The sequence below is a fragment of the Photobacterium damselae genome (assembly GCF_003026815.1).
Lineage (GTDB): Bacteria > Pseudomonadota > Gammaproteobacteria > Enterobacterales > Vibrionaceae > Photobacterium > Photobacterium damselae.
This window is the reverse complement of the sequence record NZ_PYOG01000025.1, coordinates 26,784-43,977: the sequence shown is the minus strand read 5'-3', so window position 1 is coordinate 43,977 and position 17,194 is coordinate 26,784. Positions and strand designations below refer to the sequence as shown.

At 42.4% G+C, this 17,194-nt stretch carries 17 protein-coding genes; 7 read left to right on the top strand and 10 right to left on the bottom strand.

The genetic code is table 11. From position 1 onward, the window contains the following. Positions 1 to 25: 25 nt before the first annotated feature. Entirely contained in the window at positions 26 to 805 is a 780-nt protein-coding gene (locus tag CTN07_RS17550; RefSeq protein WP_005298005.1) for a class II glutamine amidotransferase, read from the top strand. Between the two features lie 128 nt (positions 806 to 933). Here the strand turns inward: CTN07_RS17550 and purN are convergent, their stop codons facing one another. Together purN and purM are read right to left on the bottom strand one after the other, a co-directional pair. Next, the gene (gene purN / locus CTN07_RS17545; RefSeq protein WP_005298006.1) at positions 934 to 1,581 is read right to left on the bottom strand and encodes a phosphoribosylglycinamide formyltransferase; all 648 of its coding nucleotides are present in this window, start codon (positions 1,579 to 1,581) and stop codon (positions 934 to 936) included. A 3-nt stretch (positions 1,582 to 1,584) separates the two neighbouring features. Next, the gene (gene purM / locus CTN07_RS17540; protein WP_005298008.1) at positions 1,585 to 2,625 is read right to left on the bottom strand and encodes a phosphoribosylformylglycinamidine cyclo-ligase; all 1,041 of its coding nucleotides are present in this window, start codon (positions 2,623 to 2,625) and stop codon (positions 1,585 to 1,587) included. A 196-nt stretch (positions 2,626 to 2,821) separates the two neighbouring features. On the opposite strand from purM, the gene upp reads away from it, so the two are divergent. After that, positions 2,822 to 3,448 (top strand): uracil phosphoribosyltransferase, encoded by a 627-nt coding sequence (gene upp, locus CTN07_RS17535; RefSeq protein ID WP_005298011.1) that lies wholly within the window; start codon positions 2,822 to 2,824, stop codon positions 3,446 to 3,448. 62 nt (positions 3,449 to 3,510) lie between these two features. Here the strand turns inward: upp and CTN07_RS17530 are convergent, their stop codons facing one another. After that, entirely contained in the window at positions 3,511 to 3,945 is a 435-nt protein-coding gene (locus CTN07_RS17530; protein WP_050787747.1) for a MarR family winged helix-turn-helix transcriptional regulator, read from the bottom strand. Positions 3,946 to 4,112: 167 nt separating this feature from the next. On the opposite strand from CTN07_RS17530, the gene CTN07_RS17525 reads away from it, so the two are divergent. Together CTN07_RS17525 and CTN07_RS17520 are read left to right on the top strand one after the other, a co-directional pair. Beyond that, on the top strand, positions 4,113 to 5,309 hold the full coding sequence (locus CTN07_RS17525; protein WP_005298013.1) for an efflux RND transporter periplasmic adaptor subunit: 1,197 nt from the start codon (positions 4,113 to 4,115) through the stop codon (positions 5,307 to 5,309). A 16-nt stretch (positions 5,310 to 5,325) separates the two neighbouring features. Next, a complete protein-coding gene (locus CTN07_RS17520; protein WP_005298015.1) occupies positions 5,326 to 8,436 on the top strand; it encodes an efflux RND transporter permease subunit in 3,111 nt (1,036 codons plus the stop codon). Between the two features lie 102 nt (positions 8,437 to 8,538). Here the strand turns inward: CTN07_RS17520 and CTN07_RS17515 are convergent, their stop codons facing one another. Continuing rightward, positions 8,539 to 9,804: a uracil-xanthine permease family protein gene (locus tag CTN07_RS17515; RefSeq protein ID WP_036763326.1), complete on the bottom strand. Its 1,266-nt coding sequence runs from the start codon at positions 9,802 to 9,804 to the stop codon at positions 8,539 to 8,541. 565 nt (positions 9,805 to 10,369) lie between these two features. Here CTN07_RS17515 and CTN07_RS17510 point away from each other — a divergent pair. Further along, positions 10,370 to 11,494 carry a DUF2066 domain-containing protein gene (locus tag CTN07_RS17510; protein WP_036764833.1) on the top strand — a complete coding sequence of 375 codons (1,125 nt, stop codon included), beginning with the start codon at positions 10,370 to 10,372 and terminating at the stop codon, positions 11,492 to 11,494. Positions 11,495 to 11,616: 122 nt separating this feature from the next. On the opposite strand, the gene CTN07_RS17505 is transcribed toward CTN07_RS17510, so the two are convergent. From CTN07_RS17505 to bepA, 4 genes are read right to left on the bottom strand one after another with little or no spacing between them, the layout of a single operon-like run. Further along, on the bottom strand, positions 11,617 to 12,048 hold the full coding sequence (locus CTN07_RS17505; RefSeq protein WP_036763327.1) for a DUF2069 domain-containing protein: 432 nt from the start codon (positions 12,046 to 12,048) through the stop codon (positions 11,617 to 11,619). A 40-nt stretch (positions 12,049 to 12,088) separates the two neighbouring features. Further along, the gene (gene wrbA / locus CTN07_RS17500) at positions 12,089 to 12,664 is read right to left on the bottom strand and encodes an NAD(P)H:quinone oxidoreductase (RefSeq protein ID WP_005298017.1); all 576 of its coding nucleotides are present in this window, start codon (positions 12,662 to 12,664) and stop codon (positions 12,089 to 12,091) included. After that, complete coding sequence (gene arsC / locus CTN07_RS17495) at positions 12,665 to 13,015, bottom strand: arsenate reductase (glutaredoxin) (RefSeq protein WP_036763328.1); 351 nt, start codon at positions 13,013 to 13,015, stop codon at positions 12,665 to 12,667. A gap of 8 nt (positions 13,016 to 13,023) precedes the next feature. Further along, positions 13,024 to 14,487: a beta-barrel assembly-enhancing protease gene (gene bepA, locus CTN07_RS17490; RefSeq protein WP_005298019.1), complete on the bottom strand. Its 1,464-nt coding sequence runs from the start codon at positions 14,485 to 14,487 to the stop codon at positions 13,024 to 13,026. Between the two features lie 208 nt (positions 14,488 to 14,695). Between bepA and CTN07_RS17485 the strand changes: the two genes are divergently transcribed. Then, entirely contained in the window at positions 14,696 to 14,920 is a 225-nt protein-coding gene (locus tag CTN07_RS17485; protein WP_157132356.1) for a sulfurtransferase TusA family protein, read from the top strand. 2 nt (positions 14,921 to 14,922) lie between these two features. Then, entirely contained in the window at positions 14,923 to 16,002 is a 1,080-nt protein-coding gene (locus tag CTN07_RS17480) for an AI-2E family transporter (protein ID WP_005298020.1), read from the top strand. A 129-nt stretch (positions 16,003 to 16,131) separates the two neighbouring features. On the opposite strand, the gene CTN07_RS17475 is transcribed toward CTN07_RS17480, so the two are convergent. Together CTN07_RS17475 and CTN07_RS17470 are read right to left on the bottom strand one after the other, a co-directional pair. Further along, positions 16,132 to 16,395 (bottom strand): helix-turn-helix domain-containing protein, encoded by a 264-nt coding sequence (locus tag CTN07_RS17475; protein WP_036763334.1) that lies wholly within the window; start codon positions 16,393 to 16,395, stop codon positions 16,132 to 16,134. A 204-nt stretch (positions 16,396 to 16,599) separates the two neighbouring features. Then, positions 16,600 to 17,133 (bottom strand): hypothetical protein, encoded by a 534-nt coding sequence (locus CTN07_RS17470; protein WP_036763336.1) that lies wholly within the window; start codon positions 17,131 to 17,133, stop codon positions 16,600 to 16,602. Positions 17,134 to 17,194 lie beyond the last annotated feature (61 nt).

Genomic DNA, 17,194 nt, shown 5'->3' with positions numbered 1-17,194 from the left:
AAGTAAGTTGTAGGTATCGCTTATTATGTGTGAATTGCTTGGCATGAGTGCCAATGTTCCAACGGATATTTGTTTTAGTTTTACTGGGTTAATGCAGCGTGGTGGTAATACTGGCCCACATCGCGATGGTTGGGGTATTACATTTTATGAAGGAAAGGGTTTCCGTACCTTTAAAGATCCAAACCCAAGTTGTCAGTCTCGTATTGCCGAATTAGTGCAAGAATATCCGATAAAAAGCTGTGCTGTGATCAGCCATATTCGCCAAGCGAACCGCGGTGGCGTCAATCTTGAAAATACCCACCCCTTTACCCGTGAGTTATGGGGGCGTTATTGGACTTTTGCCCATAATGGTCAATTAACAGGATATGATGCTTTAGATACGGGGCGTTTTCAGGCGGTAGGCGATACCGACAGTGAGATTGCATTTTGTTGGTTGCTTAATCAAGTTGAAGCTAAATATCCTAAACCACCTCAGGATATGGCGGAGGCGTTTGCGTTTATTCATCAGTGCTGTGAGCGACTACGTCAATTAGGCGTTTATAATATGCTGTTGAGTGATGGTGAGTATGTACTTACTTTCTGTACTAACAACTTACATAGTATTACCCGTCGGGCACCATTTGGTTGTGCATCATTAATCGATGAAGATGTTACGATTGATTTTCAGCAAGAGACTACGCCAAATGATGTTGTAACTGTGATTGCTACTCAGCCTCTAACCAATAATGAACAGTGGCATAAAATGCAACCGGGTGAGTTTAACGTCTTCTATTTTGGTGAAGTTGTTTATCAAGCCCAAGCTTAATGGCAAAATCGAAAGAATGAAAAACGGCTGAGCATAAACTCAGCCGTTTTTATTTATATTATTGGTTCTTTACGCCGCTTTTTAGGCTTGCTCTTGATGCTTATCTTGGATGATAGTTATTGTTTACATCAGTCATCACTGGCATAGCCGTTTAGAGGTAAGCTGTGTCCATCTAATAGCGCTTTTCCCGCTTCATCCATTACTAACCGTTGGCTTAAAAACCAATTAATAACCAATGGATAGATAGCATATTCTTGCTGTTGAACTCGCTGTTCAATTTCCGCAATACTATCTTGTGGAAAAATGGGGACCTTGGCCTGCAATACAACAGGGCCACCATCAAGCTCTGGGGTCACAAAATGAACCGTAGTGCCGTGTTCACTATCACCTGCTTCCAGAGCTCGCTGGTGGGTATTAAGCCCCGGATATTTTGGAAAGAGTGAAGGGTGGATGTTAAATATGCGGCCTTGATAATGGTGAACAAACGCAGAATCTAATATTCGCATAAATCCTGCGAGCACCACTACATCAGGGTGATAACCATCGATGGTCTTTGCCAATGCTTGCTCATAAGCTTGGCGATCGGCAAAATCTGAAGCCAACAAAGTGACAGCATCAATATTTGCTTGCTGGGCGCGTGTTAAACCATAGGCATCAGCTTTATTGGCAATTACGGCTGCAACACGAGCATTTTTAATCGTGCCATTAGCGCAACTGTCCATAATAGCTTGTAAATTACTGCCATTACCTGAAATCAAGACCACAATATTTTTCATGGCTTAGCGAATCTCCACCTGCTCTTCACCATCAGTGGCCTGATCAATATGGCCCAATAGCCAAGCGTTTTCACCTTGTGCATTTAAGATATCAATCGCTTGCTGTGCTTGTTGTTGTGGAAGAGCAATAACTAAACCTACGCCGCAGTTAAAGGTACGATACATTTCGTAAGTATCAACATTACCGGCTTCTTGTAGCCAATTAAAGATTGCCGGCCATTGCCAACTGCTGCCATCAACGACCGCTTTCGTATTGTCAGGCAGTACTCGTGGAATATTTTCCCAGAAGCCACCGCCTGTAATATGAGAAATCGCATGGATATCACACTGTTCCATCAGGTTAAGGACTGATTTAACATAGATTTTTGTTGGAGTAAGTAGGTGCTCAGCCAAAGTGCGACCATGTAGCTCTTGGTTAAGATCGGCTTGTGATACTTCAATAATCTTACGAATTAATGAATAACCATTAGAATGAGGGCCACTAGAACCTACTGCAATTAGCGCATCACCCGCAGCAACTTTTGTGCCATCAATGATGTGAGCTTTCTCGACCACACCAACACAAAAACCAGCGACATCATAGTCTTCACCATGATACATGCCTGGCATTTCTGCTGTTTCACCCCCGATAAGAGCACAGCCAGATTGCAAACAACCTTCACCGATGCCTGTTACAACACTTGCAGCAGTATCAACATCCAATTTACCTGTTGCGTAGTAATCTAAGAAAAAGAGTGGCTCAGCACCTTGAACAATCAGATCGTTTACACACATTGCCACTAGATCGATACCAATGGTGTCATGTTGTTTTAGATCCATTGCAAGACGAAGTTTTGTGCCAACCCCATCAGTGCCTGATACCAAAACAGGCTCTTTATATTTAGTTGGTAGGGCACACAGAGCACCAAAACCGCCTATATTTCCCATCACTTCCGAACGGTGGGTGCGCTTAACTACGCCTTTAATACGATCCACTAATGCATTGCCTGCATCGATATCAACACCAGCATCTTTGTAACTAAGAGAAGAGTTTTTGTCGCTCACAGGAGGGTCCCTCAACGTATTAAAGAAAAAATCTGGCAGTATGATAACAGCAGATGTGGCGTAAAGGAAAACGTTTGCGTCAATTTTTTCAGTTGTGCAAAAGTTAAGCAAACGATTAAATCGGGCTACCAGTCTAGTGATAAATTGGTATATAATATCGCGATTTTTTTATACAGAGTTTGCTTAGGAGTCAGGCATGAAAGTCGTTGAGGTTAAACACCCACTGGTTAAACATAAGATTGGTCTTATGCGCGAGGGCGATATCAGCACTAAGCGTTTCCGTGAATTAGCAACGGAAGTAGGTAGCTTGCTGACTTATGAAGCGACTTCAGACTTCGAAACGGAAAAGGTTACTATTGAAGGTTGGAATGGTCAAGTTGAAATTGATCAGATCAAAGGTAAAAAAGTAACTGTAGTACCAATTCTACGTGCTGGTTTAGGCATGATGGATGGCGTACTTGAGCATATGCCAAGTGCACGTATCAGTGTTGTTGGTATCTACCGTGATGAAGAGACTCTAGAGCCTGTACCATACTTTAACAAGCTGGCTTCAAATATTGATGAGCGTATTGCTCTGGTTGTTGACCCTATGTTAGCAACGGGTGGCTCAATGATCGCAACTCTAGATCTACTAAAAGAGCACGGCTGTAAGCAGTTTAAAGTTCTTGTTCTTGTTGCTGCACCTGAAGGTATTGCTGCACTTGAAAAAGCACACCCAGATATCGAGCTATACACAGCGGCGATTGATGAGAAGCTAAATGACAAGGGTTATATTGTTCCTGGTCTTGGTGACGCAGGCGATAAGATCTTTGGTACTAAATAAGTTATTACAACTGATTTAATTTTTGAAGCCGAGCCTATTGAGGTTCGGCTTTTTTCTTGGTTTCACTTTTGATTTTCTGCTTTAAAACTCTCAAGAAAAATATTTAAGCTTTCTAACGCGTTAGGTTGAATACCTGCCATTAACTCTAAAACAGTCTGGTTTCTCAATGTAATACAACAGCGCGCAACGTCCATTCCTTCAGCCGTCAGATAAAGTTGGGTTATCCGTTTATCTTTTTGATCTTTTTGGCGATATACCAGCTGCTTCTGTTCAAATTCAGTTACTTTTCTTGCTATGTGAGCTTTATCAAATCCAGTTAATTGACACAGTTGATGGCTATTAATCCCCGGATGGTTGAGTAGCTCATCAAGCGTTCGAACAGATTCAACATTACAAGGAAGATCATGACGCTTCATCTGCTGTTGAATTTGTGAACGAGTCACCATCATCAGTCGAGCCAGCTCTTTTACTAACTCAATTTTCTTCTCATCATTCATTATTGTATTTAATGGTTTATGTTTTTAAATCATTTTACCTAATGGGTATATGTCTGTATGCATCATTTTTTGTTAACACTGTTAAGTATTGGTTTGGCTTATATCGTATAAAGTACGGGGATAATCATAAATAAATCACAAAACAGTTTAAAATGGTGAAAGTCTTTATGCGCAAACCTAATATCTCGTTGCGTTGTGTATCCTTGTGCGTTGCTTTGGCGCTAACCGGATGTAATGAATCAAATACAGGCGCTAATCCGCAGGCGGCCATGGCGGGAAGTGCACCCAAGGTGAGTGTGGTAACCATGGAGCCACAGTCAATCCAGTTATCATCGGCACTACCGGGGCGAACCTCTGCATTTAAGATTGCAGAAGTTCGTCCTCAGGTTTCAGGCATTATTTTGCATCGCTTTTTTACCGAAGGTAGTGATGTAAAAGAAGGCGATGTGCTGTATCAAATTGATCCTGCTACATACAAAGCTGCTGTTAATAGTGCTGTTGCTGAAGTGAATAAAGCGAAAGCCGATGCTTCTAGCGCTTATAAAACTGAGCAACGCTATGCCGACTTGGTGAAACGTAAACTGATCAGTCAACAAGATTTTGATACCGCTTATTCAAAGTGGCAGCAAGCAAAGGCTCAGGTTGGTGTTGCTCAAGCAAATTTAGATAACGCAAAAATCCAGCTCTCTTATACTAAAGTAAAGGCTCCTATTTCTGGTCGTATCGGCTTATCTGAAGTAACAGAAGGGGCATTGGTTACTGCAAATCAAGCTAATTACTTAACTACAATTCAGCAGTTAGATCCTATTTACGTTGATATGACGCAATCGTCGACGCAAATGATCAAACTCAAGCGGGGCATGGCCAATAAACTTGATGATAATGGTAAATTACCCGTCACTGTGAAGTTAGAAGATGGTTCTGTCTATGGTCATAAAGGTAAATTGGCATTCTCGGGCGTTACTGTTGACGAATCAACAGGCAGCGTAACTCTGCGCGCCATTGTGCCAAATCCAGATAATGAATTATTGCCGGGTATGTTTGTTCGTACTCAACTTCCTCAGCCTATGGCACAAACAAGCCTGTTGGTTCCACAACAAAGTGTTGAACGCGATCAGCAGGGTAAAGCCTTTGTTTATGTTGTTAATCCACAAAACCAAGTAGAGCGTCGAGCCATTAATGTGGGTCAGTCGATCAAAAGTGATTGGTTAGTACTTAGCGGTCTAAATGCTGGGGATCAAGTGATCTCACGTGGCCTAATGCGTATTAAACCGGGTATGAAAGTGGCTATTACGGCAGATGATACCCAAGCGGCTACGACTCAAACATCCGCACCTTCTCAAGCTAAAGTGAATCACGGTTAATCCCAGTAGGAATAGTATGTCCAGATTTTTTATCGGACGCCCAATTTTTGCTTGGGTGATCGCGATTATTATTATGTTGGCAGGTACGATGGCGATCTTAACATTGCCTGTTGCCCAGTATCCAACCATTGCTCCACCAGCAATCCAAATTAGTGCGACTTATCAAGGTGCATCAGCAAAAACCGTAGAAGACAGTGTGACTCAGGTTATTGAGCAGAACATGACAGGCCTTGATAACTTAATGTACATGTCTTCAACCAGTGATTCATCGGGTAATGCATCAATCACTCTAACCTTTGAAGCTGGAACCGACCCTGATATTGCTCAAGTACAAGTGCAAAATAACTTACAACGCGCAACTAGCCAGTTACCTACAGAGGTACAACAGTTAGGTATCAGCGTGCGTAAGAGTACTTCAAGCTTTATGTCGGTGACGGCCTTTGTGTCAACCGATAACAGCATGACAGGTCAAGACATCATGGACTATGTAAGTTCACGAGTGAAAGATCCTGTTAGCCGTGTTGCAGGTGTTGGTGATGTGATGGTGTTCGGTACTCAGTATGCGATGCGTATATGGCTCGATCCAGCCAAACTGAATAGCTATAACTTAACACCTATCGATATTGTTAATGCAATCAGACAGCAAAATACTCAGGTAACAGTGGGCCAAATTGGTGGTGCGCCAGCGGTAAAAGGGCAGATGATCAATGCAACGATCACCGCTCGTAACCGTCTTGAAAGCGTTCAGCAATTTAAAGACATCTTATTGCGAGTAAACAAAGACGGTTCTCAAATTCGCATTAAAGATGTCGCTCGTGTTGAACTTGGCGGTGAAAGTTCGGACTTTATTACCCGCTTTGATGGTAAACCAGCCTCTGGTATCGGTATTAAATTAGCAACAGGTGCCAATGCGCTCGATACCCAAAAAGCGGTTGATGCGAAATTAGAAGAACTTTCGGCTAACTTCCCACAAGGCCTTAAAATGTATAAGGCGATGGATACCAATCCATTTGTGAAGCTGTCGATTGAAGAAGTGGTTTCAACTCTGTTTGAAGCTATTGTCTTGGTCTTCTTAGTTATGTACCTGTTCCTACAGAATATCCGCGCTACTTTAATTCCAACCATCGCAGTACCTGTTGTGTTGTTAGGTACTTTTGGTGTTATGGCCGCTTGTGGCTTCACCATTAACACCTTAACCATGTTTGGTTTGGTGTTGGCGATTGGTTTGCTGGTGGATGATGCCATCGTTGTGGTAGAAAATGTTGAACGTGTGATGAGCGAAGAGGGTTTATCACCTGTTGAAGCGACCAAGAAATCCATGGGGCAGATCAGTGGCGCACTGGTGGGTGTTGCTATGGTTCTTTCTGCGGTATTTGTCCCTATGGCCTTTATGACAGGTTCAACAGGTGCGATTTATCGTCAGTTCTCGTTAACCATTGTAGCGGCTATGGTGCTGTCTGTTCTTGTTGCGATGATTTTAACTCCAGCCCTGTGTGCTACGATGCTAAAAGCTGGAGATGCGGATCACGGAGAGAAAAAAGGTTTCTTTGGTTGGTTTAACCGAATCTTTGATCGTACCGCAAATGGTTATCAAAGTTCTGTTGCTGGGATCCTAAAGCGCTCTGGTCGCTTTGTCATTGTCTACTTGCTTCTGCTACCTGTGATTGGCTGGATGTTTAAATCTATTCCAAGCTCATTTTTACCCAATGAAGATCAGGGTAACTTTATGGTGATGGTGCAGCTACCGCCGGGTGCTTCTTTAGAGCGTTCGCAAAAGGTTATGGATGAGGTAACGCATTATTTCGAAACCGAAGAAAAATCAACTGTAGAGTCTGTCTTTACTGTCTCTGGTTTTAGTTTTGTTGGTCAGGCACAAAATGCGGGTATGGCGTTTGTTGGGTTAAAAGATTGGTCTGAGCGAACAGCGCCCGGAACCGATGTAAATTCCATTATTAAACGTGCCATGATCCATTTTAAAGACAATCAAGATGCGATGATCTTTGCCGTTAACCCACCTGCTATTCGAGAACTGGGTCAGGCTTCTGGTTTTGACTTTTTCTTAGAAGATCGTGCCGGCCTTGGTCATGAGAAATTGCTACAAGCGCGTAATCAGTTGCTTGGTATGGCCAATCAAAATCCTGCTTTACAAAAAGTGCGTCCGAATGGTCTTGAAGATAACTCACAATTTTTTATCGATTTAGACTATGAAAAAGCCAAAGCACTAGGTATTGATATTAACGATATTAATAAAACATTGTCGATTGCTTGGGGTTCAAGTTACGTCAATGACTTTATTGATCGTGGTCGTATTAAGAAAGTGTATGTTCAGGCAGATGCTCCTTATCGCATGTCTCCAAAAGATATCAGTGATTGGTATGTGCGAAATAATAAAGGTGAAATGGTGCCATTTAGTGCCTTTAGCCAATCGCACTGGGGCTTTGGTTCACCACGATTAGCCCGTTATAACGGTAACTCGTCGTTTGAGATCTTAGGTGAAGCGGCACCGGGATACAGTACGGGTGAAGCGATGGCGGCAATTGAACAAATCGCCTCTAAGTTACCAGAAGGTATAACTGTAAGCTGGACGGGTATGTCATACCAAGAACGTTTAGCCGGTTCTCAAGCGCCAATGTTGTATGCGCTATCAATGCTAGTTGTATTCCTCTGTCTTGCCGCGTTATATGAGAGCTGGTCGGTACCTATTGCGGTTATTTTAGTTGTTCCGCTTGGTGTACTCGGTGCACTTGCTGCCACTATGTTTAGAGGACTTGAAAACGACGTCTATTTCCAAGTTGGCTTGTTAACCACAATTGGTTTAGCGGCGAAAAATGCCATCTTGATTGTAGAGTTTGCTAAAGAGCTGCATGAGAAAGGGATGGGACTGATTGAGGCAACGGTCGAAGCGTGTCGTATGCGTCTACGTCCAATCATCATGACTTCTCTGGCCTTTATTTTGGGGGTATTACCTCTGGTTATGAGTTCTGGTGCGGGCGCTAACTCACGTCATGCGATTGGTACATCGGTAATGGGCGGTATGATTTCGGCCACTGTGCTGGCGATTTTCTTCGTGCCATTATTCTTTGTTTTAATTACCAAACTGTTTACTCGTAAAAAAGCAGAGCAGTAATTGATAACAGACGATAGATAATAAAAAACGGCAGCCAAATGGTTGCCGTTTTTGTATAACGCGTTGCTATAAGTCGTTATAAATAGCCGAGTGATGATTCAATTATTTGTGTTCTGGCTCGATAGCCGCTTCTTCCATCTGAGCATTATCTACCACGTGGTTTTCACCTAAATCGTGTGGCAGTACAAGGTTTAGCAAAATCGCAACGATACCACATAGGCTAACACCTTGTAGGCTAAACTCGCCAATACCAAATGCCATACCACCGATACCAAATACCAAAGTTACCGCCACAATAACAAGGTTACGTGCTTTGTGCAGATCTACTTGGTTTTTGATCAGAGTATTGAGACCAACTGTGGCAATTGAGCCAAACAGTAAGATCATGATGCCACCCATTACAGGCACAGGAATAGTTTGTAAGATAGCGCCAAGCTTGCCCACAAAAGCTAAAACTAACGCAGTTACTGCAGCCCAAGTCATGATTACAGGGTTAAATGCGCGAGTTAGCATTACCGCACCTGTTACTTCTGAATAAGTGGTATTTGGCGGTGCTCCAAACATAGATGCAAAGATTGTCGCAACACCATCACCCGCCATAGTACGGTGTAGGCCCGGTTTTTTCAGATAATCTTTTCCGGTCACATTCGAAATAGCCAACATATCACCTACGTGCTCAACCGCTGGAGCAATCGCAACCGGAATCATAAATAGCATCGCATTGATGTTAAATTCTGGGAAGGTGAAGTTAGGAAGTGCTAACCAACTGGCTTCACGAACCGGAGCAAAATCAACGACCCCGAAGAAAAGGCTGGTTACATAGCCGGCAACGATACCACCCATAATCGGTACCAGTTTCAGCATGCCTTTGGCAAATACGCTTAAAGTGATTGTTACAAGAAGGGAAATAGCGGAGATCCAAAGAGCTGTATCGTGGTTAATCAGTTGAGCCGCACCATCACCTGTTTTACCAATTGCCATATTGACAGCAGAAGGGGCAAGACCAAGACCGATCACCATAATGACAGGACCAACAACGACAGGCGGTAATAGTTTATGAATAAAACCTACGCCTCGTACTTTGATGATTCCACCAAGAATGACGTAAACCACACCTGCAGTCATTAAACCACCAAGGGTACTAGGAACACCCCAAGTTTGAATACCGTAAAGAATAGGAGCAATAAAAGCGAAGGAAGAAGCGAGGAAGATAGGAACAGAACGTTTAGTAATAAGTTGGAAAAGGAGGGTACCCACACCAGCACCAAAGAGGGCAACGTTAGGATCGAGTCCGGTTAAAAGAGGGACAAGAACCAATGCACCGAATGCGACGAATAGCATCTGTGCGCCTTGTAAGACCTGCAACATGTCGTTTTCCACCTATCAAAAATAAAAATCGCGGAATGCTATCACAGATGCAATCGATTACCTAGAGTGAAAAGTAAAAAAATTTGGATACTGGCACGAATGTTGTTTTGTAAATTGTATGCAATTAAATGGATATACACAAGTAACCTCAAGATGCGAGGTTCAGCGAGAATAATTTGGTTTACAGGCAAGGCAACGATTTGAAGATCTAGTGGCTCTAAATTAAAAATCGTTAACGCAGTATGTGAAGCAAATTAACTCGCCCTTTGGGAGCGTGTCACAGACACAATTTCATCGTCAAACAATTTGGAAATAGCGAGCTATTACACTGCATTGTTTGTCTTGAACTTGAATCAGTGACAACGCTCTGAATCCTGCATCTTGAAGTCACTTGGGTATATAGTAATAACGAGGAAATGGGATGAAATTCAACCTTTGTTTAACTTGTATGATTTATTTTTATTTGTCCGATTACACCAAGCGACGCTATTGGTATGATTAGCGCCAGTGATAAAAGGTTAGGATGGCGTTAGCGCTATCTATCATTATAAGAAGTGAAAAATATATGTTGCGAATTTTATTTCTGTTGCTTGCGGTAATCGCACTTCCGCTAAAAGCTGCAACAGTAACTGATCTGTATAACGCGCAGGTAGTATTGCCAAGTAATGATCAGCAAGCCGATACTCAAGCACGCCAGCAGGGGTTAGAGCAGGTTTTGATTAAGGTGTCTGGCCAGCGTGATATTGCAAAAAATAGCTATATCAAAAAAGCGATGGCAAAGCCTGACAGCTATATTAGCCAGTACGGTTACGCTCAACAGCAAGGGCAACGAGTGTTAAACTTGGCTTTTAGTCAGAGTGATATTCAAAAGTTATTAAGTAGTGCTCGTGCTCCTATCTGGAATCAGCGTCCAAATGTGTTAGTTTGGATGGTTGATGATGCGCACCAAGATCGTCAAATTGTTTGGGATCAAAGCTCGAATGCTGCACTTACCGATATGCGTCAAATGGCGAAAGAACGCGGTCTTCCGTTGACTCTACCGATTGGCGATTTTGACGATGTGACTGCTATTAGCGCATCAGATCTTTGGGGTGGATTTGCTGATCCAATAACCAAAGCAAGTCAACGTTATCACCCTGATGCGATTTTATTAGTGCAAGAACAAGCTGCTGATAATGGTCAAATTGCACTGAAATGGCAGCTATTTACGCAAAATATCAATAATCTTGCAGCAAACACTTCTGCTCCTTTAGCTGGTACGGCTATCGGTAGTGATAGCAGTGCGGCAAATAAAATGATCAACCAAGTTGCTGATGCTTTAGCTCAGAAATACGCAGTACAGTCAGGTACCAAAGCGGCGGGCGATTTTGATATTGCGGTACATAATATTCGCAGCAGTGACGATTTCTTCAGTTTAGAGCGTCTGCTTGAGCAAATGACCACGGTAGGTTCTGTTAATGTTGTGCAATTAAAGGGTGATGAGGTGATCTTTGATGTGAATCTATTGGGCTCTGAAGATGCATTTCGCCGTGAGCTGATGAATAATCGTCATGTTCAAGCTTATCAAGCTAATACTCAGGCACCCACTCCGGTCGATACTGCAACCGATCCTAATCAGGTAGATATAACGGCGACTCAAACCGCACCGACTTTACAGATAGCGCCTGAAAATACCTTTATTTGGAACTAGTTATATCAACTGTAATAAAAGATCATTACAGTAAATAGAGTTCAAATATTAAAATGGCTTGTGATATCGCAAGCCATTTTTGTATTAGCGATTTCTATATTTCTATTTGCTTGTGTTAACTGTTAGTACTGAGAGTGACTTGAAAAACGCTCTTGCTCTTCTTTCTCAACTTGAGATAGGCGTGGTAAGTGAGTTTTCAACTCTCGACCACGGATACGGGCAAAGACAATATTGGCGACAAAAGCCCCTAAGCATAATCCTAATTCAACAGCCGCAAAAATTTGCTCTCCTGCTAATGTCAGTAAAGTGAGAGCATGAAGAAAATAGAGCATCAAAATGAAATTGGCCCAAGCAAAGGTATAAGGTTGGGCTTTTAGCATACCTTTGATCGGTAGTAATAGCGGTGCGACCCAAAGCAAAGTCATAGTGATGGCATTGAAATGAGGATGAGGTGAGAGCCAGAATTGCCAAATGATCACCCAAAGAAGCAATCCCAAATGGGTACTAAAGGCAAGGTAGTACCAACGGCGACTTGAATCAGTAAGATTAACCATCAAACACTCCTTGTTGCTGGTTGATCAAAAATAACAGTAATTATAAAGCCAGTTTTTTCGCTGTTTGAGCCAGGCGCTTTCCCATCGCTTGTGCTAGTGTAATTTCGCTAGAGTCCAATTGACGAATCCCATGATTAACATGAGAGCAACCATAAGGCGTGCCACCTGCTTGTGTATGATGCAGGGCGGGCTCACTATAAGGTAATCCTAATACCATCATTCCGTGATGAAACAGCGGTAACATCATCGATTGTAGTGTGGTTTCTTGCCCTCCGTGAAGAGAGCTGGATGAGGTAAAAACACAGGCTGGCTTATCAATTAAGGTGCCAGCTAACCATTGGCTGCTGGTGGAGTCGATAAACCATTTCAGTGGCGCTGCCATATTACCAAAGTGGACAGGGCTGCCTAAAGCTAACCCTGCACACTGCTCTAGATCTTGTTTACAGACAAAAGGGTCGGTAGTGCTCTGTTGTTGCAGTTGACCATTTTCTAACGTCGGAACCGTGCGTAAAACAGCTTCGCACTCTGCAATCTGTTCAACGCCGCGGGCGATATGTCGTGCCAACTGACGTGTGTTACCGTGTTGGCTGTAATACAAGATCAGAATTTTTAGCATCTATAGTACGCTCAATACGTTCTCGGGTGGACGACCCATTGCCGCTTGGTTGTTGTTCACCACAATTGGACGTTCAATCAGTTTTGGATGACTGTGCATGGCTTCAAACAATTGCTCATCGGTAATACTTGCATCACCCAGATTGAGTTCTTTGTAGATATCTTCTTTGGTGCGCATCATATCGCGAACCTGAGCAAAACCCAGTTGAGTAAATAGAGCTTTTAAGGCATCAACGCTCGGTGGTGTGTCAAGGTATTTGACAACATCTGGGGTTACGCCTTGTTCTTCCAGTAATGCCAAAGTTTGGCGGCTCTTAGAGCAACGAGGATTATGATAAATCGTAACTGACATACTCTTCCTTAGTTTTTTAAATTATCAAATGTCATTTTGGCACGGCGCAATTGGTCAATTCTGGCATCAAAACGCGCTTGATCCATAGAGTTGAGCGGAGCCAATTGGCTGGCCTGCATATAGTTCGTAATGGCTTTATCCCACTGCGCTCGCAGAGCATAAATTTCGGCTAAGGCTGCAAGTTCGCTTGGACGCTGACGTGTTTTGGCGAAGGCTTTGGCTAGCATACTCCAACCGTTAATATCGTCAGGTTGGTCATAGGTATAGCGAACTAACAGTGGAATAGTCTGCTGATATTTGCCTTGTTCTTGCAACACATTAATATAATTTAAGCGCAGCACTGTGCTATCTGGATTTTGCTCAATGGCTGTTTTTAGACGTTGAATCGCAGGGGTAAACTTCTGCTGATATAGGTCAAGGTCTGTCATGGCATCAATATAAAACGGATTATTAGGCTCTGCGGCAAGCAGCGGGGTGAGCAATCCGTTTGCTTCTTTGTATTTGCCATTATCAATATAGACGAGCGCTTTACCATAGTTGAGCTCTTTTCGTTGAGCAGGGAATTTTTTCAATTGATGACCAAACCAAGCGAGTGCTGCATTTTCACTAAAATTAGCGTAGCGAGCGACAATGCGTGATCGAGCCAGTAGATAGTTTTCTGATGGTGGCAGCCGAACCGTAGGATATTGGCTGGCACGTTGACGACTATCGGTAATACGTGACTCTGGTAATGGGTGAGTCAGTAGCATTTGTGGTGGCTTACTGACATAGCGATATTGATCGGCTAATCGCTCGAAAAATCGTGGCATGGCTTTAGGATCAAATCCTGCTTTTGCTAGCGTAGCAATTCCGATTCTATCTGCTTCTTTTTCGTTACTACGGGTATAGTTAATCTGCCCCTGCATTGATGCCGCTGTGGTTGCCTGCATTGCTGCAATACCAGCTTCTGGTGAGGCAATGGCTAACATTAATGAACCGACTAACGCCGCCATCGTAGCAGGAGATCGTTTGGCTTGCTCTTCCATACTACGGGCTAAGTGACGCTGCGTAACGTGAGCAATTTCGTGTGCCAGAACCGAGGCCAATTCACTTTCGTTTTGCGCATAAAGAAATAGGCCAGAATGAATGGCTACGTGACCACCAAAAAAAGCAAAGGCGTTAATTTCTTTGTCGCGAATTAAAAAGAAAGTAAATGGGGTGCGTACATCGCTGGCATTGGCCACTAACTTATGACCGAGATCCTGCACATATTCAGTTAATACCGGATCGTTAATAATAGGTTTACTTGAGCGCAGCATCCGCATATACGCATCGCCATACTCAAGTTCTTTATCTATGGTTAAGGTTGAGGCGGCAGTTGTCCCCATGTCTGGCAGCATGATGCTGTTACTTGCCAGCGCAATATTGGGTACAGAGCCTAATAGTAAGCTGGTGATCAGGGTGTACACTGGAGCTTTCTTTAATCGAAACATGATCCCTATAAACCGCCTTAAATATAATAGTGTATTGATTTTGTTGATTTTTATTATTAATTAAAATTAAGACAACAAAATACAGAACAGGTTTCCGAGCTTACCCGCAAAAACACGCTTTTGTTAAGCTGCGATTTGGCTTACATCTCGCTTATTGCAGCCATTTAAGTATACAATAACCCGATGAATCTTAATTGTCAGTATGCAAATGGAAGAGTTAGATCTGACGACAACTTCTTGTCCTATGGCACTTTTACTTGCTAAACGTGCTCTCCATACCTTAGGCATTCATCAATCTTTACAACTTTCTATTGCTGATTCTGGTTCAAGGCGCGATATCCTGCGCTTCTTAACGGAACAACAAGTTGTAGTGACGATAATAACGGACACTCAAGATAAGCTCATTATTCAAGTTTCAAAGGACAACTCCTAACTATGATCGACATGCTTAATCGCTGGTATAAGCGCCGATTCTCAGACCCACATGCTGTCAGTCTGGTGATGATTCTTCTAGGTGGTTTTTTAACTATCTACTTTTTCGGCCATTTAATTGCGCCTTTACTGGTTGCGATTGTGCTTGCCTATCTGCTTGAATGGCCGGTAATGCGCTTAAACCGTTTGGGTATGCCAAGAACCATTGCCGTGGCTGTGGTGCTCGTTCTGTTTGCTGGCCTTATGGTAATGGCAATCTTCGGTTTGGTTCCAACTATTTGGCATCAGGTCAGTAACTTGCTGGCAGATGTACCGAATATGTTTAACGGTTTCCAAAACTACATTTCAAGCTTGCCTGAACGCTATCCTGAATTTGTGCAGCCGCACCAGGTTGGTATGTTTATGGATACCCTAAAAGGTAAAGTGCTTGGCTTGGGTGAAAGCGTAGTTAAAGGTTCTCTTTCTTCTTTAGTGAGTTTGGCAACGTTAGGGGTGTACCTAATTTTAGTGCCGCTGTTGGTGTTCTTCTTATTAAAAGATAAAGAAGAAATGCTCAATATGCTGCGTGGCCTGTTACCTAAAAACCGTCGCCTTGCCAGTAAAGTGGGCGTTGAGATGAATGAGCAAATCTCAAACTATATTCGCGGTAAAGTAACTGAAATCTTTATTGTTGGTATTGTCAGTTATATCACTTTTGTCCTGCTTGGTTTGCAGTATGCGGTATTACTTGGTGTGCTGGTGGGCTTATCGGTTCTGATCCCTTACATTGGTGCAGCAGCAGTTACCGTACCTGTGGCGATGGTGGCATTATTTCAGTGGGGACTAACACCAGAGTTTTGGTGGTTGCTGGTTGCTTACGGCATCATTCAAGCTCTAGATGGTAACGTATTAGTGCCGATTTTGTTCTCAGAAGCGGTGAATCTACATCCTGTTGCAATCATTGTCGCGGTACTTGTATTTGGTGGCTTATGGGGCTTCTGGGGTGTGTTCTTTGCTATTCCATTAGCAACATTGGTGAAAGCGGTGTGGGGCGCATTGCCTGATCTTGAACCTATAAGTTCTGACTATTCCGCTAAGTCGTGATTTTCAATATTTGATTACGCTTGTAGGTGATCAATAGCGAACAAAGAACCGAGAGGATTGATGAGATCCCTCGGTTTTTTTGTGTTGATCGTATCATGTCGCTCGTTTTACCTTTTGAAGGTAAGCTTATTAGATATGTTTAAAACCAAGATTGAGTTTAAACCCACATGCTTGAGCATAACTGATTAATGTTTTTAGACTAGGGTTTGAGCGTCCAGATTCTAAGCGTGAAATGTTTGGGGCTTTTGTTCCCATTTTGGCTGCAACTTCATCTTGAGTTAAGCCTGATTGTTCTCTCATCGAAATCAAAGAACTGATCAATTCAAACTCAGCACTTAGATCGTCATAAGCTTCCTTTACCTCAGGGTCTTGTAGTGCTTTTCTTTTTAGCATAGAACTATTATCTGTGGTACATACTTTATTTGGAAGCGATCCAGTAGCGAACAAACTTGGAGTATAAATATGCCAGACGAAAAGGCTGCACGAAGTTGAGCAGAAGAAAGTCAATTGCTTTACTAATTTAGCGACTAATAAATAAGTTTAAATATAGAAAATCCAAGCGTGACTAAGAATTTTGTAGCGGATGGAACATTTATGTCACCGAATAAAGCTAACCATAAAATCATCTAAATCCTTTGCGATAACATTCAACATTTTCTTTTCAGATTGTTGAAGAACCACCGCATGATAAGAAAATTTGCTACGCAGTTGTTGGTAGTTTAATTGATAGCTTTTACCGCTTAATATTGTTTCGATCGGATTACCATATCCCTTGAAAAAACCAAGTAGACCAGACCGTTGGTCTAAACAACTCTTTATAGATGACGCAACATTTACAATATCCTGATAATCATCGCAAAACTGTCGTAGTTGAGTTTGATAATCAGATTGACAAGTATGAAGTTCATTTTCTAAGGCTATGGTTGTTTTCAATTCGTTGATTTGTTCGAAGATAGAAGACAAACGTAGATAAAGAATTGATACGTCTATCTGAGCAATTTGTCCCATATTCTGCTTATAGAAGCGCTCGTTTAAGTCTAAATTTTCTGTGGGTTTTTTAGTTTCCTCAACAATCTTCATTATCAAGGTATTGAATAAATTCAATACATCATTCGGATCGCTCAAATTCATTATTCTCACCTAGTCAAAAGGTTAAATACAAAGTGAAACATTAGATAAGTTTGGATAAATA

Bases quoted from the DNA above. Each gene is read 5' to 3' on its own strand.
- CTN07_RS17550 (WP_005298005.1), top strand. From the start codon at position 26: ATGTGTGAATTGCTTGGCATGAGTGCCAATGTTCCAACGGATATTTGT.
- purN (WP_005298006.1), bottom strand. From the start codon at position 1,581: ATGAAAAATATTGTGGTCTTGATTTCAGGTAATGGCAGTAATTTACAA.
- upp (WP_005298011.1), top strand. From the start codon at position 2,822: ATGAAAGTCGTTGAGGTTAAACACCCACTGGTTAAACATAAGATTGGT.
- CTN07_RS17530 (WP_050787747.1), bottom strand. From the start codon at position 3,945: ATGAATGATGAGAAGAAAATTGAGTTAGTAAAAGAGCTGGCTCGACTG.
- CTN07_RS17525 (WP_005298013.1), top strand. From the start codon at position 4,113: ATGCGCAAACCTAATATCTCGTTGCGTTGTGTATCCTTGTGCGTTGCT.
- CTN07_RS17520 (WP_005298015.1), top strand. From the start codon at position 5,326: ATGTCCAGATTTTTTATCGGACGCCCAATTTTTGCTTGGGTGATCGCG.
- CTN07_RS17515 (WP_036763326.1), bottom strand. From the start codon at position 9,804: ATGTTGCAGGTCTTACAAGGCGCACAGATGCTATTCGTCGCATTCGGT.
- CTN07_RS17510 (WP_036764833.1), top strand. From the start codon at position 10,370: ATGTTGCGAATTTTATTTCTGTTGCTTGCGGTAATCGCACTTCCGCTA.
- CTN07_RS17505 (WP_036763327.1), bottom strand. From the start codon at position 12,048: ATGGTTAATCTTACTGATTCAAGTCGCCGTTGGTACTACCTTGCCTTT.
- wrbA (WP_005298017.1), bottom strand. From the start codon at position 12,664: ATGCTAAAAATTCTGATCTTGTATTACAGCCAACACGGTAACACACGT.
- arsC (WP_036763328.1), bottom strand. From the start codon at position 13,015: ATGTCAGTTACGATTTATCATAATCCTCGTTGCTCTAAGAGCCGCCAA.
- bepA (WP_005298019.1), bottom strand. From the start codon at position 14,487: ATGTTTCGATTAAAGAAAGCTCCAGTGTACACCCTGATCACCAGCTTA.
- CTN07_RS17485 (WP_157132356.1), top strand. From the start codon at position 14,696: ATGGAAGAGTTAGATCTGACGACAACTTCTTGTCCTATGGCACTTTTA.
- CTN07_RS17480 (WP_005298020.1), top strand. From the start codon at position 14,923: ATGATCGACATGCTTAATCGCTGGTATAAGCGCCGATTCTCAGACCCA.
- CTN07_RS17475 (WP_036763334.1), bottom strand. From the start codon at position 16,395: ATGCTAAAAAGAAAAGCACTACAAGACCCTGAGGTAAAGGAAGCTTAT.
- CTN07_RS17470 (WP_036763336.1), bottom strand. From the start codon at position 17,133: ATGAATTTGAGCGATCCGAATGATGTATTGAATTTATTCAATACCTTG.